A 16,426-nucleotide genomic window follows, 5' to 3' on the forward strand; every position below is an offset into this window, starting at 1 on the left:
TTTAGTTATTTAATGCTTCTGCACCACCAACAATTTCTAAAATTTCGTTAGTAATTGCAGCCTGACGTGCTTTGTTATACGTTAATAATAATTCGTCACGTAATTCAGTTGCATTATCTGTTGCTTTATGCATTGCAGTCATACGAGCACCGTGTTCAGCAGCAAAAGAATCACGAATTGCTTTGTATAATTGTGTTTTTAAAGACTTCGGAATTAATTCTAAAACAATTTCTTCTTTAGAAGGTTCAAAAATGTAATCTAAATTTACATTCTCGTCACTTTCAACTGGTTTAATTGGTAAGAATTGCTCTAATTGAGCTATTTGAGTTGCAGCATTTTTAAATTGATTGTAAACAAGTTCTATTTTATCGTAAGAACCACCTACATATAAATCCATTAATTGCTCAGCAACTTTGGCTACATTATCAAAAGTTAATTCATCAAAAATATCATTCCTATTTTCAATAATTGTGTACTCTTTTGATAAAATATCGTTTCCTTTTTTACCTATTGTAAACAAATCAACAGTAGCTTCGCTGTATTTTTCGTTAATAGCTTTAACTGTTTCTTTAATAATAGAAGAGTTAAAACCACCACATAAACCTCTGTTAGAGGTTATTGTTACTAACAATACTTTGTTTACTTCTCTTTGTGCTGAATATGCTCCGCCAGCATCGCTATCTAAAGTAGCGCTTAAGCTTTGTAATAATTCAGTAAGCTTAGATGAATACGGGCGCATTGCTGTAATTGCATCTTGAGCTTTTTTCAACTTTGCAGCCGATACCATTTTCATGGCAGAGGTAATCTGCATTGTTGATTTAATTGAAGTAATTCTGTTACGTATTTCTTTTAAGTTAGCCATACAAATAGTATTTAGCATTAAGTATTAAGTACTGAGAAAAATCTCAATACTTAATACTAAAATCTTTTATTAAGCTTTAAATTTAGCAGAAACTTCTGCTGCTGCTGACGTTAACACACCTGTTACTTCGTCAGTTAATTTTCCTGCTTTTAAAGTATCTAATGTATCTCTATGCTTTGCATTTAAATACTCGATATAATCTCTTTCAAACTCTTTTACTTTGTTTACTGGTACATCTTTTAACAAGTTTTTAGAACCTGCATAAATGATTGCAACCTGATCTTCAACAGTAAAAGGATCGTTTTGTGCTTGCTTTAAAATTTCAACATTACGTTGTCCTTTAGAAATCACATTCATAGTAGCTGCATCTAAATCAGAACCAAACTTAGCGAATGCTTCTAATTCACGATATTGAGCTTGATCTAATTTTAAAGTACCAGATACTTTTTTCATTGATTTAATCTGAGCATTACCTCCAACACGAGATACTGAAATACCTACGTTAATTGCAGGACGAACTCCTGAGTTAAATAAATCTGATTCTAAGAAAATTTGTCCATCAGTAATCGAAATTACGTTTGTTGGAATATATGCTGAAACGTCTCCTGCTTGTGTTTCAATAATTGGTAATGCAGTTAAAGAACCTCCACCTTTTACGATACTTTTTAAAGAATCTGGTAAATCGTTCATTTCACTTGCAATTTTGTCATCATTAATAACTTTTGCAGCACGCTCTAATAATCTTGAGTGTAAGTAAAATACATCTCCAGGATATGCCTCACGTCCTGGTGGTCTTCTTAATAATAAAGAAACCTCACGGTAAGCAACTGCTTGTTTAGATAAATCATCATAAACAATTAAAGCTGGTCTACCAGTATCACGGAAATATTCTCCAATCGCAGCTCCTGCAAATGGTGCATATACCTGCATTGGTGCAGGATCTGATGCATTTGCAGCAACAATAGTTGTATATGCTAAAGCGCCTTTTTCTTCTAACATGTTAGCAATTGCTGCTACTGTTGAAGCTTTTTGACCGATAGCTACGTAGATACAGTACACTGGTTGCCCTGCATCATAAAATTCTTTTTGATTTAAAATTGTATCAATTGCAACAGTAGATTTACCTGTTTGACGGTCTCCAATGATTAACTCACGTTGACCACGACCAACAGGAATCATTGCATCAATAGATTTAATACCTGTTTGCATTGGCTCTGTTACAGGCTCACGATAAATAACACCAGGAGCTCTACGCTCTAATGGCATTTCGTAAGTTGTACCTTCAATTGGTCCTTTACCATCAATTGGTTGACCTAAAGTATTTACAACACGTCCTACAATTCCTTCACCTGCTCTTAAAGAAGCAATACGTTCTGTACGCTTAACGGTAGAACCTTCTCTTACAGAGGTAGAAGCACCTAATAATACAACACCTGCGTTGTCTTCTTCTAAGTTTAATACAATTCCTTCTAATCCGTTATCGAATTCTACTAATTCACCATATTGTACATTTGATAAACCGTAAACACGAGCAATACCATCACCTACTTGTAATACTGTACCTACTTCGTTTAATGAAGCTTTCGACTCGAAATTAGTTAATTGTTCCTTTAAAATTGCTGATACTTCAGCTGGTTTAATTGCTGCCATTTTTAATTGCTTTAGGCTTTAAGTTTTAGGCTTTAGGCAAAATATTGCCAATAGCTTACTGCTTATTGCTTTTTAAATTTGTGGAATGTAATGACTATTGTCAAATTCTCTTCTTAACTCATTAAATTGATTAGAGATACTTGCATCATATTGCACATCTCCAACACGTAAAATAAATCCTCCTATAATATTCGGATTTACAATATTTTCTATACTTGCGCTATTTCCTGTAAGTGCTACAATCTTAGCTTGTATTTTTTCTTCAAGTTCTTTTGTTAAAGCTACTGCTGTGGTAACTTTAGCAATTTCGATACTCTTATCATGATCATAAATAATAGTGTATTGCTTTGCAATAGCCTCTAACATAATCATACGCTTGTTTTCCTCTAATAAATTAAATAACCCTTTTATAATGTTATCTACTTTATCTCCAAAAAGTGCAACTAATACTTTACGTTTATCTGCAGCTTTAATTACAGGACTTTTAAGCATTGTATCTAAATCACTACTTTGAGCAATAGTATTTGCTATTAACACCATGTTATCGTTTACTAACGATTCATTTTTATGTTCTTTAGCTAAATTTAAAATTGCTTTTGCGTAACGTAATGCTGGTCTTGCTCCTTTCATCGATTGATTAGTTTAAGGTAACCTCTTCTAACATACCTTCAACAAGCTTTAAATGATTTGCTTGCGAAGCTAATTCTTTTTTAACAACAGCTTGAGCAATACCGATTGATAATTCGGCAACGTTCTTTTTTAATTCAGCAACAGCTGCTTGTTGTTCTTGCTTAATAGTTGCTTTAGCATTTTCTATTAAAGTAGTCGCTTGTTCAGTAGCTTCTTCTTTAGCTTCAGCAATAATAGTATCTTTAATTTCACGTGCTTCTTTTAACATTGCATCTCTTTCTGCACGAGCTTCTTTTAATAATCTATCATTATCAGCTTGTAAATTTTGCATTTCTTTACGAGCATTTTCTGCCTGATCTAATGCGCTTTGAATCCCTTCTTCTCTTTCATCTAAAGAGTTTAAAATTGGTTTCCAAGCAAATTTTGCTAATAAAAATAATAAAAGAACTAGGATAGTTAATTGCATTGCAAACAATCCTATTGAAAAATCATTAAAAATATCCATAATACTTAATCGTTATTTTGTCGTTTAATTTTAAAAACATTTCTGCAACCAACCGTTGCAGAAAATGTTTTTGTTGTTTTTGTGTCGGGATTATTTTCCTAAAAGTAAAGCACCAAATGCTAAACCTTCTAATAATGCTCCGATAATGATCATCGCTGTTTGGATTTTACCAGCAGCCTCAGGTTGACGAGCAATCCCTTCCATTGCTTTTCCACCTATTTGACCTAATCCGATTCCTCCACCGATTACGATTAATCCTGCTCCAATTAAATTGTACATACTAATTGATTTATATTAAATTAAACAAATTCTTATTCTACTCTATACTACTAATGATCATGTGCATGATCATGCTCTTCTACTGCCATACCAATAAATAAGGCTGAAAGCATTGTAAAAATAAATGCTTGTAAAAAAGCTACTAATAATTCGATAACCGTTAAAAATAAGGTTAACAAGAACGAAATCCCTGTTGCACCAACTGTTCCGAATTCTGCTTTTAATAACACCATAAGTGCTGCAATACCCATTACTACCGAGTGACCTGCTGTAATATTTGCAAATAAACGCACTAATAATGAGAATGGTTTAATTAACAAGAAACCTGCTAATTCTAACACTGCTAATATTGGTCTTAATAATTTTGGTACACCAGGCATCCATAAAGTATGCGCCCAAAAATCTTTTGATCCGTTAGTAATGTATATTATTAAAGTAAACAATGCTAAACACACTGTTACTGCTATTTGACCTGTTACATTAAATCCTAAAGGAGTTAACCCTAATAAGTTTAATATCCAGATAAAGAAAAATACCGTTAACAAATATGGCATAAATCTTTTATACTTTTTTTCTCCAATATTAGGTCTTGCAATTTCATCTCTAACATATAAAACTAAAGGCTCTAAAACACGACCAACTCCTGTTGGTATCGCTCCTTTTTTATATCCTTTCGCTAATGAGCCAAAACCTAAAAACATTAATAAACCTGCTAATAAAATTCCGAAAACACTTTTTGTAATAGATAAATCTAATACTTTATGTGCGTTTGTTGCGTGGTGAGTTTCATCAAAAGCAACTTCAGTAGCACCTTCATTTAACTCGTAAATTTTACTGTGGATTTTAGTTAACTTAACGCCTCCTTTTTCAAGAACTACGTGACCATCATCATTATGATGAAAAGACGAAGACATAAACGCAGTTAAACCTTTACTTGTCCAAACAATTACTGGCAACGGAAAACCAACATGTTTTCTCTCTCCTGCATCATTAGTATAAGAATACAAAGAAAAGTCGTGAGAATCTGCTAAGTGATGCTTAATATAAGCACTTATTTCTTCTTTGGTGTTAACTTTTCCACCATCGTTATCTAACGATTTTTTATCGCCTCCACTAGCAAACACTCCAAAAGAAGTAAATACTAATGCTAAAACTGTAAAAAATTTGATAGAATTTTTTGCTATCATCATACCTTTTTTAATATAGGGTTGTGGTCTCTAAATTTCCGTGCAAAGGTACACATTTAATTAAAACTACAAACCCTTTTTTTATTTAGTTTTATGATTCTATTTTTAGTTTAAAATACTTTATTTTTTTTTAAGTAAACTATTTGCTATTCAACAGTTTTGAAACCGCAATAGCTTCTGAAATCAAAAATAAAAATAACGGAATTACTAATGAAAACCTCTCTGGCTTAGTAAGTTCTTCATTTGCAAAAACCGAAGCTTTAAAAATTAGCACAAAAAAACCTATTTTTAAAAATACAGAGGCTAAATATGCGTAACCTGCTTGATTTACTAATTTACTCGCTACCAACTCAACAATACCATAAACAATTATAGCTGATATTAAGTGAAATACGTACACCGAAAATAACGAATATGAAAGTGTTATATTTTTGGATTGTAAAATGTAATTGTGTGGAAAGTAGCTTACCGCAAATACTACAAAAATAGCGGCAAGAAAAAACAAAATTCGTTTAGTCATTATTTTTTGAAATTTTTGTAACTTGTACTATTACCGAAAACATTGCTAAAAAAACTGCAACTAGCGTACATATTTTAGAGTATATTTCTCCTTCGGTAACATATTTAGAATCTAACCATTTACCTAGTAAATTACCTAAATAAATGGTTAAACCCATTTGAAAAGCCATTGTTGTAAACCGAATGTATTTATTAAGCGGTTTTTTCTTTTCGTTTTTGGTCATCTTTATTTAATTCTTTTACAGCACCTTTCATGGCACATGTTGCATTAAATGATGCTCCTGGCTCTACCGAAAGTTTACCAATAATAACATCTCCGTTAATATTTGCTGATGTTTTTACAGTTAAAGTGTTTGAAACAATTAATTCTCCAGAAAATTTACCTTCTACATCGGCATTTTCACACTCTACTTTACCTTTTATAAAACCAGATTCGCCAATAATAACTCTTCCGTTTGTTTTAATAGTTCCTTCTAAAGTTCCGTCAATTCTAAAATCTCCTTCCGAGATAATATCACCCATAATTTGGGTATTTCTTCCTATAATATTTCTTTCCGAAACTTTATTGTCGCTTGTTTTTTTACTTTCTTTACTAAACATACTTAAGGGAATTTGGGATTTTTTATTTTTTTAACTGCTCTAAAATTTCTTGTGCTTTTACACCCTCTTCTTTATCGGCATAACTAATAGCTACAAATTTTAAAGCTTCTTTGTAATCATCTTTATTTTTAAACTTACCTATTGACAAGGCTTTAAGGAGTGCAAATTTAGGTATTAATTTCGAATTAGTAATATCTTTTAAAAACTCATCAACCTCATTTACAGCCTCTTTAAACTTATTTTGTTTATACAGGTAATAAATTTCTTTATATTTATTTAAAACAACATCTTCTTTTTTAGTGGATGTTAATTTTTTATTCGGATTGGCTATTATTTGCGCAAATGAGGTTTCAGAATATTTATTTAAAATTATCTCTTTATAAAAATTTGCTTTTTCTTGATTATCAATCGACTTATATATTTGATATAAATGATAACTGATTGATAACTCTAACGCTGTGTTTTTATCCTCGTTTAGTAAACGCTCTAAATTTTTTGTTGCTCGATTCGTGTTTTTAAATTGCTCTTTATAAATTAAGCCTAATTGATACAAAGCATCATTACGCTCTTTAGTTAAACTTGTAATTACTTTTTTATCGGTAGGGATTTCATCTAAATAAGTAGCCAATTCGTAACGTTTATTAACTGTTGGCTCAGTTAAATTATTGCTTGCAGTATTCGTTGTACTTGCCGATTTATCTGACAACCTCCAATTATCTTCTAACGGACGAGTACCCCAAACTTTCTGAAAACCTGCTTTTCCAAAACCTAAAGCCTGTGTATTATAAAAATACCATTTTCCTTTATTACTTGTGTTATTTACTGATGCTAAACCACCAAAAGAACTTCCAAAATTTTGAGCATTTAATAATTGTTGCTGTTTTTCTTCGTCTTCTTTTTTAATTTTTTCAATATAATTTTCAAAAAACAACGTTCTTTCATCAATAGACATAGCTACTAGTTTTAAAACGCTATCATTATTTTTAACAACCTCTTCGTACTTTCTTAAGGTTGTTAATCCTTTGTTTTTTCTTCGTACACGTCTGATTCTTTTTTCTTGATCAAATTCTTTTGATGTTACTTGTAAAACACTATCGTAATAAGAACCTGCTAAAAGGTATTTTTCTTTATCAAAAGCAATATTACCTAAACTTTCGTAGGCATATGTTTTTTGATAATTGTTGTTGTGTTTTGCTGCTATCGATTTTTTAAAGTACTCAGTAGCATTGTCTATTTTATTTCGTCCAACCTCTAAAACTCCTGCTTGATAATATAATGCGTTTAAAAATTTACGATTGTCAGAATTTCTAATCAGTTTTTTCAACTTTGCTAAAACCACAATTGATGCCGAATCGTGTTCGGTATTTTTTGCCATTTCAATACTAGCACGAATACGGTATTTGTAAGGTGCTTTTTTGGTTTCAGCCAATTTATTAAATACAATTCTGGCAGAATCTTTATAATTTAACTCGCTATAAATTTGTCCTAAAACAAACATATTACGAGCTGCTTGTTCTTTATTTTTAAATATTTTTGATGCAGCAGTTAAATGTGCTATTACTTTCTGAATTGTATCTGTTTTTTGATACGCCATTGCCATCGCAGTATGCGCTTGCTCTCTAATTTCATCAGGAAGTTCTTTTTCGTTTTCTTCTACTTCTAATAAGAATTTTAAAGATTCAATCGCTAATTTTTCATTATCTAAACGAATATTTGTTTTCGCTCTCCAAATTTTTGTTTCATTGATTAAATTGGCATTCGGGTAATTTGCAATAATGTAATTAAAAGATTCGATAGCCGGAATAAAACGCTGTGTATAATATCTTGATTTTCCTAATAATAAATATGCATCATCAATTTGAGGATTTTTTTCATACCCATTTATATTCATCGAATGCTTTTGAATTGCTTTTACCGCTTTTTCTTCAGCTTTATCAAATAATGTGGCGTTTTTTTCTTCCTCTTCTTCGTTTTCGTTAAACCCAGAACCAGGTTGCAAAACCGGAGTTGCAATTTTACTGTCATCAAAACTAATAGGTTCTAATTGTAAACGTTTCCAAAAATTATCTTCATGTTTACTTTCTATCTCTGCTAATCCTTTTAAATACGCTTGTTCTCCGTTAAAAAGCACGTTGTATTTTGTAGTAAGTGCATGAAAATTTCGATTTACAAAAGCATCTTTTTTTGTACCACAAGAGTACATGATAACTAAAAAGAGATTGAAAACTAATAATTTGGATAGTTTATTCATAAAATTATACGCTTTTACTGTACAACAATAATATTAGTAAGTTTATTGTACGTAAAAGCGTAAAAATAATAATAAAAAGGCAATTTTTAATTACCTGTGTAATTTTAAAGTTTTTATACCGAAAAATAGTTTTCTAATTCTTGTAATGTTTCTGGCGATGTATTAATGTCTTTTACAACACTCCCTTTATCTAACACTACAATACGCTCGCAAACTTCGGTTACGTGACTTAAATCGTGACTAGAAACCAACACGGTTACTTCTTTGTTTTCGGTTAATGTTTTTAATATTTTTTTAAGTCTAATTTGAGTCGTCGGATCTAAATTAGCAAACGGTTCGTCTAAAATTATTACTTGTGGATTTCCCATTAAAGCAGCTACGATTCCTGCTTTTTTCTGATTTCCTTTACTTAAATCTCTTAAATATTTCTTTTTTCCTAAAATCTCTCCGTTAAAAAACTCATCAAAAGGTGCCAAAAACGAAGCTATGTCGGCTTTGTTCATTCCTCGTAAGTCTCCAATAAAATCAAAATATTCTTCAGGTGTTAAATAACCTATTAAAAAAGATTCATCAATAAAAGAACCTGTAAAAATTTTCCAATCTTCACTTTTATTTACAACAACATCGTTATTGGTAATTTCTCCGGTTGTGGGTCTTATTAAGTCTAATAAAATATTAAATAATGTTGTTTTTCCTGCACCGTTATTTCCTACTAATCCAAAACTTTGTCCGCGAGGAATATCTATTTTATCAACATTTAAAACCTCTGCTTGTCCGTATTTTTTTGAAACTGTATTTATTGTAATCATTATTTTTTTCTTTAAAGTTTGTGTTATTTATGCTTCTTTACCAAAAGCATTAATCATAGCATATTTGTCTTTGATGTACTTTTTTTCTATCAAATTCATAAAATAGTTTTTAAAAGCCAATCCTAAAACTCCGACTAAAGCAACCACCATAAATCCTGAATTATAGCCAACAAAATAGTTGAATAACCAAAATATTGCCATTGGAAATAACATTAACGGAATAATAATTAAAAACTGTGTTGCACTTGTACCCTGTGTGTTACCAAAACCTCCTTTGGTTAAATCGATACGTTTTCTGTTAAATGAACCTGCGTATAATAAAAACAATGAATTAAAACCGATATTAAAAATAGCTCCGCAGGTTATCATTAAAAATATTTTTGTTCCGAAGTATAAATATGGGATGCTTAAAAAATATAAAATTGTTGTCATTGCAACCATTAAAAACCATTTAGAATCTAAGAATTTTCGGTATCTAAAACTCTGACTCATTAGCATTTTGTAATGCGCGCTATCCCAAGCAGGAATAAACTGACCGTAATTTAAGGTAAAACCTCCTGTAACAAACAAAGCGGCAAACATTAACATTGCTGGCATTTTTTGATAAGTTGGTTGCGTAAAGAAAATCAATCCGTAGAAAAGAAATAAGAACGACATTAAAAAAACTGTTTTTGTTCTTTTATTTCGCCAAATTAATCGAATATCATTTTTTATAAATGGTGCTACATCACCTAATTTCTCTGTCCAAGATAAATCTGCTGTATTTGCTTCTTCAACTTTTACAGCAACTAAATCATCTAAATAAACCCTTGCTCTTAGCAATTTAAAGTTTACGTAATACAATACCAATGCAATAATTATAGGAACTAAAACTAAGATTGAATTTGCTACAATGGCATCAAATATTTGTTGACTATAAACAGATACATCAAAATCTGTAAAGTTTTGCAATGCTAATAAACCTACTAATAAAGTGGCTATAAACGCAAACACTTTATTGTTTTTGTTGATTAAAAAATTTAAAAAATTGGTAGCTTGTATTATAAAAAACATTGCTATTAACCAACCTAAAGTTGCGCCTACATTATAATCGTGCCCTATTAAAACTACTGCAAACGGAATGTAAAAAAACAGTGACAAAAAATTAAAACCTGAAAATGCTGATTTACCTAAAACATAGTGTACTAATTTTTCTTTTTTAATAGGTAAAATTAGCAATGGTTTTATATTCATTACGGGTAACTTTTGCATTAAATAACGAAAAATTAAATCGCCAAGAATAGCAAAAACTAAAACTGAATTTACAATTTGTAACGGATCTTGTTCTGGAAACATTTTTTTTAATATAAAGTATCCACCAACTCCGATGCTTAAAAAAGCAGCAATCATATACAAGACAAAAAAGCCCATTATAATTTTTAAAGCAATTCCTTTTTGCCAGTACGAAGAACGAAAATATTGTTTCCATTCTAATTTTAAAAAGTGTGCAATCATTTTGATTATTTATTTATTGATACTTTATTGGTATCGTTTTTTTACTATTTGTTACACTAAAAAAGCATCAATCTTTAAAAATTGATGCTTTTGATTTATTTTTTATCTAAAATAATTATGCCCATTGACATAATATTCCTCCCATAATAGCTAAACTTACTACCCAGTATCCTGTATTAATTGCAATGTACTTAAAAGACTTTCTTTCAAATAATGATTTTGTTGTAATTACCGACCCTACTAAAAGCAATCCTATCATTGCGCCATGTAAAGCCCCGTGTTTAAAGGTTCTAAAACGATCTCCATAACTAGATATAAAGTTTTCAAAATAAGTATATGCTTCTCCAGATCCTTCAGCAAAACCAGGTTCGCCCATTAAACTAGAAAAAGCTCCCCATTGATGAATAACTAACGTTTGTAATACAAAAGCTATTAAAAAACTACACACATACGATAACCCGAAAATTAAAGCCATGTTACCGCCTTTTAAACTCTCTTCAGTAAAGCCCATTTCTTTCATCCAAGCTTTTCCAAAAAGTGGTCCGTACCAAACAAATCCTATTATCATTGGTACTACTGCTGCCAATGCACACATTAAAAAATTAAATTTCATAAATATAAAGTTTTGTTTTATAGCCAAATATAACAAAAAAAGCATCAAGAAAGGTCTTGATGCTTTTTACAAAATACTTATTTTGTTGGTTATTTTATTTTCATTGATTTTGCGATAGCTTCTAATTCAAAAATAAAATCGCGTTTATTTACAGATGGCGCATAGGTAAACCCTTCAAAAATTACCAAACGATTATTTTTCTTATCAACGATAGTATAATTTATAAATGGTCCTGCCATAAAATCGTTAAGTACTTCCCATTTACCACGAGTTTCGTAAGCCTTTTTTCCATCAATTTTTGCATCAAAAGTAAAAGGTGTATATGCTTGTTCGGTTATCATATACATACCTTCTTTACTTCCAGGTATGTATTTTTTACCAATTGCATCTCTTACCAAAGTAATATTATCAGCAACAGTATTTTCGTCTTCTAAAGGTACACTGTAAATTAAAATATTATTGGTTCCGTCTCCTCTTGCAATACCACTTTTTAAATGTTGGCGAAACCAAATAAAATCTCCTGTATCTTCTACCAATCTAAATCTTTTAGGTATATCTAAAGTTAAACCTATGTTTTTTATTGTTTTAAATTTTGTTTCGTCTATACGTTCTTTTTTAAAGATTCGTTGTGTAAACTTAACATCTTCATCTTTAAACAATTTAATAATTTCTTTAGCTCTAGCATCTAAAAGAGTTAACAAACCTTCTTTATTTTTAGCGGTAGCATGTACAATTATTTGAGGAGAAGCATACCTGTTTTTTTCAACAGTAATAGCTTCTTTTTCTCCTTCTTTTATGATTAAAACAGCTTTTGCATGCCTCATAAAACTACTAAAACCCGATGGATCTACTTGACTTACAGATAATAACGTTTCTGGCTGTGGCAACCCTACTTGATGTTCACCAAATACTGTTCGTATTTTATCACCTAGCTTGTTTTCCCAATCTAATCCTTTTACAACCACTAATATTTTATTGGTATTCCCGTTAGATGACGGTAAAGTATATCCTTCTTTTCCGCCTCCTGTATTACAAGATATTGCAAAAAACACCAAAATAAATAAGGTTATTAATTTTTTCATAGTTTGTAGTTTTTAATTATTGATTTTTTTAGCTTTTAAAAATTTTAAGCTTCATTCCTGGTTTTAAGCTTTTAGCACTCCAAATATTGTTCCACTTTTTAATTTGCTCAATAGAAACTGATGGATATTTTTTTGAGATACTCCATAGTGAGTCGCCATTTTGCACAATATACACTTCGTGCTTACCAGTTGGAACTTTATATTTCTTTTTAGAAACTTGCTTTGGAACAGCCATTTTTTTAGGATAAATACTTAAACGTTGCCCAATTTTTAAACGATGATTTCTTAAACCATTCCAACGTTTTATATCGCGAACTCTTACGCCAAATTTATTTGCAATTTTACCTAAATAATCGCCACTACGCACTTTATAACGAATACGTTTATCCATTTCAAAATACTTTGGCAATGGTTTTTCTCTTTTACCATCATCCTCGGTTGCTAACGCATAAATTTCTTTCTCTTTATCCAAAAAATCAATCATGTTTTTTCGAGGTAATCGAACTGCGTAGTTTTTGCTTTTTACATACGGAATAATATCTAACTTGTACGACGGATTTAAAAAAGATAACAATTCTGTATCTATCTTTGTTTTTTCTGAAATCTGATCAAAACTAACCGTTCTTTTTACGCGAACAGTATCGGTTTCGAAATGAAAAATATTAGGTGGCTCGGGGTAAATATGATGTTTCTCTGCATATTCAAAAATATACATCGTTGCGTAAAAAGCAGGAACATAACCTGCCGTTTCTCTTGGTAAAAACGGACGAATATTCCAATAATTACGATAACCTCCTGATCGTTTTATCGCTTTTGATACATTTCCTGGTCCTGAATTGTAAGCTGCAAGTGCCAAATCCCAATCACCAAAAATTTTATATAACTGACTTAAATATTTACAAGCTGCAATGGTTGCTTTTACTGGATCTTGACGCTCATCAACATACGAATTTACTTTTAAGTTAAATTGCACGCCTGTACCATACATAAATTGCCACAAACCTGTTGCACCAACTCTAGAGCGAGCTGCAGGGCGTAAAGCAGATTCGACAATAGCCAGATATTTCATTTCTAACGGAACATCAAACTGATCTAAATACTGCTCAAACATCGGAAAATAATACTGCGCCTTAGCCATTAAAGCTGGATAATATTTTTTTCGATATTTTAAATAACTATTAATTACTTTTTCTAATGCCGGATTGTATGCTAAATGAAAAGGCGTTTTTACATCTAAATCGCTTAAACGTTTTTTTAATAAATCGGTAGAAAGTATCGTAGTTGTATTACCAATAATATCTTTATCGCTAATTACATACTGAATGCTATCAAATAATGATGAGTTAAACTTTTCTTCTATCAGTAAGCTATCAATAATTTTTAAATCTTTGTCAGAAAATAATTCTTCTGCCTGTTTTATTTTGATAGAATCTTTGGCAACCAAAGTCGAATCAATAACAGTTTCTACAACTGTTTTTTGTTTTAAAATACTATCAACAGGTTGTTGTGCAAAAATTGATGCTGTAAAAAAAAATGCTATTAATACGTTTCTCATTATGTGGTTTTATACATTTAGTTCAACTACAATCGGACAATGGTCTGAATGTTTTGCTTCTGGTAAAATATAAGCTCTTGAAATTTTTTCTTTTAGCGGCTCAGAAACCATCGCATAATCTAAACGCCAACCTTTATTATTTGCTCTAGAATTTGCCCGATAACTCCACCAAGAATATTCTTGCCTTTCTGGATTTAAATGACGGAAACTATCTGTAAATCCGCTTTCAATAAACTGAGTTAGCCACTCGCGTTCTTCTGGTAAAAAGCCTGATACTCCTTTCATTTTCGGATTGTGAATATCAATAGCTTCATGACAAATATTATAATCGCCACAGATAACTAAATTCGGAATCGTTTTACGTAATTCGGTTGCATACGCTAAAATTTCATCCATATAATTAAACTTATAATCTAATCTAGCAGCATTAGTTCCTGAAGGTAAATACATACTCATTACTGAAACCTCATCAAAATCTACTCGAAGATTTCTTCCTTCAAAATCCATCGACTCAATTCCCGTTCCGTATTCAATATGGTTTGGTTTTTCTTTACAAAAAACAGCTACTGATGAGTAGCCTTTTTTTTGTGCCGAAAACCAATAATGATATGGATAACCAGCGTTTTCAAACTCCGTTACATCTAACTGTTCTTTATGTGCTTTGGTTTCTTGAATACAAATCACATCCGGATTTGCAGCCTGTAACCAATCAATAAATCCTTTTTTTAATGCGGCACGAATACCATTTACATTGTATGAGATTATTTTCATTAATCTAAAAATATTGGTTTTTTAAGAAAAATCCACGTTAGTTGTGTTTTTTCTCCTGTTTGCGTTTGAATTATTTTTTTTCTTGGTGATAAAAAATATCCTAAAGCAATTGCTAACGCTATTCGAACCCAATCTGGCTCTACATGAAATACTTTATCTAAAATCAGCAAAAAAAAGATTGCTAAAAGAGGATAAATAATTCTGTGAATTTTCTTTATCAATTGTATCATTTAATCTAAAAATTTCATCAGAAAAATTAAATACTCATTTCAGGAATCTCTCCATTTACAATTAAAGTTCCTGCTGTAGCTTCTTTAATTTCTTCAACAGATACTCCCGGAGCTCTTTCTAATAAATGAAATGCACCTTCTTTAACTTCTAACACCGCTAAATTGGTAACTACTTTAGTTACGCAACCAACACCTGTTAAAGGCAAAGAGCATTCTTTTAATATTTTAGATTCGCCACGTTTGTTAGTATGCATCATGGCAACAATAATATTATCTGCTGATGCCACTAAATCCATCGCACCACCCATTCCTTTTACCATTTTTCCTGGAATTTTCCAGTTAGCGATATCACTGTTCTGAGCAACTTCCATCGCCCCTAAAACAGTTAACTGAACGTGTTTACCACGAATCATAGAAAAGCTTGTTGCTGAATCGAAAATAGATCCACCATCTAAAACAGTAACGGTTTGTTTACCTGCATTTATTAAATCGGCATCTTCAGTTCCTTCAACAGGAAAAGGTCCCATACCTAACAATCCATTTTCTGATTGAAACTCAACCTCAATCCCTTCAGGAATATAATTAGCAACTAAAGTTGGAATTCCGATACCTAAATTAACGTACCATTTATCTTGTAATTCTTTCGCTATTCGTTGCGCTATTTGTTGTTTACTTAATGCCATTTTGTTACGCTTTAGGAGTTACAGTTCTTTGCTCAATTCTCTTTTCATATTTTTCTCCTTGAAAAATACGTTGTACAAAAATTCCTGGAATATGTATTTGATTCGGATCTAAGGTTCCTGCTGGCACCAATTCTTCCACTTCAGCAACTGTAATAGTTGCTGCACCACACATATTCGGATTAAAATTACGCGCAGTTCCTTTAAAAATTAAATTTCCTGCTGTATCTCCTTTCCAAGCTTTTACAAAGGCATAATCTGCTTTAAAAGCTGGCTCTAACACGTACATTTTACCGTCAAATTCGCGTGTTTCTTTCCCTTCAGCAACTTCAGTTCCGTAACCTGCAGGCGTATAAAACGCTGGAAAACCTGCTTGTGCAGCTCTACATTTTTCAGCTAAAGTTCCTTGTGGTGTAAGTTCTACTTCCAACTCACCCGATAACATTTGGCGCTCAAATTCATCATTTTCTCCTACGTACGAAGAAATCATTTTTTTTATTTGCTTATTTTGAAGCAATAACCCCAAACCAAAATCATCAACACCTGCATTGTTAGAAATACAAGTAACATCTTTTACTTTTAACCTTACTAATTCGGCTATAGCATTTTCTGGTATTCCGCATAATCCGAAACCACCCAACATAAAAGTCATTGCATCTTTTACACCTGCAACAGCTTCTTGTACATTATTTACTTTTTTATTTATCAT

Annotated in this window: 19 protein-coding genes; all 19 read right to left on the reverse strand. The window is 31.3% G+C overall.

The genetic code is table 11. The features are described 5' to 3' along the window. Position 1: 1 nt before the first annotated feature. The 19 genes from atpG to ACN5J5_RS05010 all read right to left on the reverse strand — a co-directional run bounded on the left by atpG (position 2) and on the right by ACN5J5_RS05010 (position 16,426). Positions 2 to 862, reverse strand: coding sequence for an ATP synthase F1 subunit gamma (gene atpG / locus ACN5J5_RS04920; RefSeq protein WP_418646194.1), 861 nt, complete (start codon positions 860 to 862; stop codon positions 2 to 4). Between the two features lie 69 nt (positions 863 to 931). Beyond that, a complete protein-coding gene (gene atpA / locus ACN5J5_RS04925; protein ID WP_418646195.1) occupies positions 932 to 2,512 on the reverse strand; it encodes a F0F1 ATP synthase subunit alpha in 1,581 nt (526 codons plus the stop codon). 72 nt (positions 2,513 to 2,584) lie between these two features. Then, positions 2,585 to 3,142, reverse strand: coding sequence for an ATP synthase F1 subunit delta (gene atpH, locus ACN5J5_RS04930; RefSeq protein WP_418646196.1), 558 nt, complete (start codon positions 3,140 to 3,142; stop codon positions 2,585 to 2,587). A gap of 7 nt (positions 3,143 to 3,149) precedes the next feature. After that, positions 3,150 to 3,647 carry a F0F1 ATP synthase subunit B gene (locus ACN5J5_RS04935; RefSeq protein WP_418646197.1) on the reverse strand — a complete coding sequence of 166 codons (498 nt, stop codon included), beginning with the start codon at positions 3,645 to 3,647 and terminating at the stop codon, positions 3,150 to 3,152. A 90-nt stretch (positions 3,648 to 3,737) separates the two neighbouring features. Beyond that, positions 3,738 to 3,926: an ATP synthase F0 subunit C gene (gene atpE / locus ACN5J5_RS04940; protein WP_053973883.1), complete on the reverse strand. Its 189-nt coding sequence runs from the start codon at positions 3,924 to 3,926 to the stop codon at positions 3,738 to 3,740. Positions 3,927 to 3,976: 50 nt separating this feature from the next. Beyond that, a complete protein-coding gene (gene atpB, locus ACN5J5_RS04945) occupies positions 3,977 to 5,116 on the reverse strand; it encodes a F0F1 ATP synthase subunit A (protein ID WP_418646198.1) in 1,140 nt (379 codons plus the stop codon). A gap of 136 nt (positions 5,117 to 5,252) precedes the next feature. Continuing rightward, positions 5,253 to 5,633: a DUF6168 family protein gene (locus ACN5J5_RS04950; RefSeq protein WP_418646199.1), complete on the reverse strand. Its 381-nt coding sequence runs from the start codon at positions 5,631 to 5,633 to the stop codon at positions 5,253 to 5,255. Then, on the reverse strand, positions 5,626 to 5,856 hold the full coding sequence (locus ACN5J5_RS04955) for an AtpZ/AtpI family protein (RefSeq protein WP_418646200.1): 231 nt from the start codon (positions 5,854 to 5,856) through the stop codon (positions 5,626 to 5,628). The genes ACN5J5_RS04950 and ACN5J5_RS04955 overlap by 8 nt, the downstream gene beginning before the upstream one ends. Continuing rightward, positions 5,825 to 6,232: a bactofilin family protein gene (locus ACN5J5_RS04960; protein ID WP_418646201.1), complete on the reverse strand. Its 408-nt coding sequence runs from the start codon at positions 6,230 to 6,232 to the stop codon at positions 5,825 to 5,827. Before ACN5J5_RS04960 ends, ACN5J5_RS04955 begins: the two co-directional genes overlap by 32 nt. 22 nt (positions 6,233 to 6,254) lie before the next feature. Then, positions 6,255 to 8,483, reverse strand: coding sequence for a tetratricopeptide repeat protein (locus ACN5J5_RS04965; RefSeq protein ID WP_418646202.1), 2,229 nt, complete (start codon positions 8,481 to 8,483; stop codon positions 6,255 to 6,257). Positions 8,484 to 8,596: 113 nt separating this feature from the next. After that, the gene (locus ACN5J5_RS04970; protein WP_418646203.1) at positions 8,597 to 9,292 is read right to left on the reverse strand and encodes an ABC transporter ATP-binding protein; all 696 of its coding nucleotides are present in this window, start codon (positions 9,290 to 9,292) and stop codon (positions 8,597 to 8,599) included. Positions 9,293 to 9,319: 27 nt separating this feature from the next. Further along, positions 9,320 to 10,786 carry a DUF5687 family protein gene (locus ACN5J5_RS04975; protein ID WP_418646204.1) on the reverse strand — a complete coding sequence of 489 codons (1,467 nt, stop codon included), beginning with the start codon at positions 10,784 to 10,786 and terminating at the stop codon, positions 9,320 to 9,322. A gap of 115 nt (positions 10,787 to 10,901) precedes the next feature. Further along, on the reverse strand, positions 10,902 to 11,399 hold the full coding sequence (locus tag ACN5J5_RS04980; RefSeq protein ID WP_418646205.1) for a DUF1761 domain-containing protein: 498 nt from the start codon (positions 11,397 to 11,399) through the stop codon (positions 10,902 to 10,904). A gap of 89 nt (positions 11,400 to 11,488) precedes the next feature. After that, the gene (locus tag ACN5J5_RS04985; protein ID WP_418646206.1) at positions 11,489 to 12,481 is read right to left on the reverse strand and encodes a DUF4837 family protein; all 993 of its coding nucleotides are present in this window, start codon (positions 12,479 to 12,481) and stop codon (positions 11,489 to 11,491) included. Positions 12,482 to 12,509: 28 nt separating this feature from the next. Beyond that, positions 12,510 to 14,036 carry a LysM peptidoglycan-binding domain-containing protein gene (locus ACN5J5_RS04990; protein ID WP_418646207.1) on the reverse strand — a complete coding sequence of 509 codons (1,527 nt, stop codon included), beginning with the start codon at positions 14,034 to 14,036 and terminating at the stop codon, positions 12,510 to 12,512. A gap of 9 nt (positions 14,037 to 14,045) precedes the next feature. Further along, positions 14,046 to 14,807 carry an exodeoxyribonuclease III gene (locus ACN5J5_RS04995; protein ID WP_418646208.1) on the reverse strand — a complete coding sequence of 254 codons (762 nt, stop codon included), beginning with the start codon at positions 14,805 to 14,807 and terminating at the stop codon, positions 14,046 to 14,048. Beyond that, positions 14,807 to 15,037 carry a hypothetical protein gene (locus ACN5J5_RS05000; RefSeq protein WP_418646209.1) on the reverse strand — a complete coding sequence of 77 codons (231 nt, stop codon included), beginning with the start codon at positions 15,035 to 15,037 and terminating at the stop codon, positions 14,807 to 14,809. Before ACN5J5_RS05000 ends, ACN5J5_RS04995 begins: the two co-directional genes overlap by 1 nt. Positions 15,038 to 15,063: 26 nt before the next feature. Further along, complete coding sequence (locus ACN5J5_RS05005) at positions 15,064 to 15,720, reverse strand: CoA transferase subunit B (RefSeq protein WP_418646210.1); 657 nt, start codon at positions 15,718 to 15,720, stop codon at positions 15,064 to 15,066. Between the two features lie 4 nt (positions 15,721 to 15,724). Then, entirely contained in the window at positions 15,725 to 16,426 is a 702-nt protein-coding gene (locus tag ACN5J5_RS05010) for a CoA transferase subunit A (protein WP_418646211.1), read from the reverse strand.

Source organism: Tenacibaculum insulae (genome assembly GCF_964512435.1).
Classification (GTDB): Bacteria; Bacteroidota; Bacteroidia; order Flavobacteriales; family Flavobacteriaceae; genus Polaribacter; species Polaribacter insulae_A.

Bases quoted from the DNA above. Each gene is read 5' to 3' on its own strand.
- atpG (WP_418646194.1), bottom strand. From the start codon at position 862: ATGGCTAACTTAAAAGAAATACGTAACAGAATTACTTCAATTAAATCA.
- atpA (WP_418646195.1), bottom strand. From the start codon at position 2,512: ATGGCAGCAATTAAACCAGCTGAAGTATCAGCAATTTTAAAGGAACAA.
- atpH (WP_418646196.1), bottom strand. From the start codon at position 3,142: ATGAAAGGAGCAAGACCAGCATTACGTTACGCAAAAGCAATTTTAAAT.
- ACN5J5_RS04935 (WP_418646197.1), bottom strand. From the start codon at position 3,647: ATGGATATTTTTAATGATTTTTCAATAGGATTGTTTGCAATGCAATTA.
- atpE (WP_053973883.1), bottom strand. From the start codon at position 3,926: ATGTACAATTTAATTGGAGCAGGATTAATCGTAATCGGTGGAGGAATC.
- atpB (WP_418646198.1), bottom strand. From the start codon at position 5,116: ATGATGATAGCAAAAAATTCTATCAAATTTTTTACAGTTTTAGCATTA.
- ACN5J5_RS04950 (WP_418646199.1), bottom strand. From the start codon at position 5,633: ATGACTAAACGAATTTTGTTTTTTCTTGCCGCTATTTTTGTAGTATTT.
- ACN5J5_RS04955 (WP_418646200.1), bottom strand. From the start codon at position 5,856: ATGACCAAAAACGAAAAGAAAAAACCGCTTAATAAATACATTCGGTTT.
- ACN5J5_RS04960 (WP_418646201.1), bottom strand. From the start codon at position 6,232: ATGTTTAGTAAAGAAAGTAAAAAAACAAGCGACAATAAAGTTTCGGAA.
- ACN5J5_RS04965 (WP_418646202.1), bottom strand. From the start codon at position 8,483: ATGAATAAACTATCCAAATTATTAGTTTTCAATCTCTTTTTAGTTATC.
- ACN5J5_RS04970 (WP_418646203.1), bottom strand. From the start codon at position 9,292: ATGATTACAATAAATACAGTTTCAAAAAAATACGGACAAGCAGAGGTT.
- ACN5J5_RS04975 (WP_418646204.1), bottom strand. From the start codon at position 10,786: ATGATTGCACACTTTTTAAAATTAGAATGGAAACAATATTTTCGTTCT.
- ACN5J5_RS04980 (WP_418646205.1), bottom strand. From the start codon at position 11,399: ATGAAATTTAATTTTTTAATGTGTGCATTGGCAGCAGTAGTACCAATG.
- ACN5J5_RS04985 (WP_418646206.1), bottom strand. From the start codon at position 12,481: ATGAAAAAATTAATAACCTTATTTATTTTGGTGTTTTTTGCAATATCT.
- ACN5J5_RS04990 (WP_418646207.1), bottom strand. From the start codon at position 14,036: ATGAGAAACGTATTAATAGCATTTTTTTTTACAGCATCAATTTTTGCA.
- ACN5J5_RS04995 (WP_418646208.1), bottom strand. From the start codon at position 14,807: ATGAAAATAATCTCATACAATGTAAATGGTATTCGTGCCGCATTAAAA.
- ACN5J5_RS05000 (WP_418646209.1), bottom strand. From the start codon at position 15,037: ATGATACAATTGATAAAGAAAATTCACAGAATTATTTATCCTCTTTTA.
- ACN5J5_RS05005 (WP_418646210.1), bottom strand. From the start codon at position 15,720: ATGGCATTAAGTAAACAACAAATAGCGCAACGAATAGCGAAAGAATTA.
- ACN5J5_RS05010 (WP_418646211.1), bottom strand. From the start codon at position 16,426: ATGATAAATAAAAAAGTAAATAATGTACAAGAAGCTGTTGCAGGTGTA.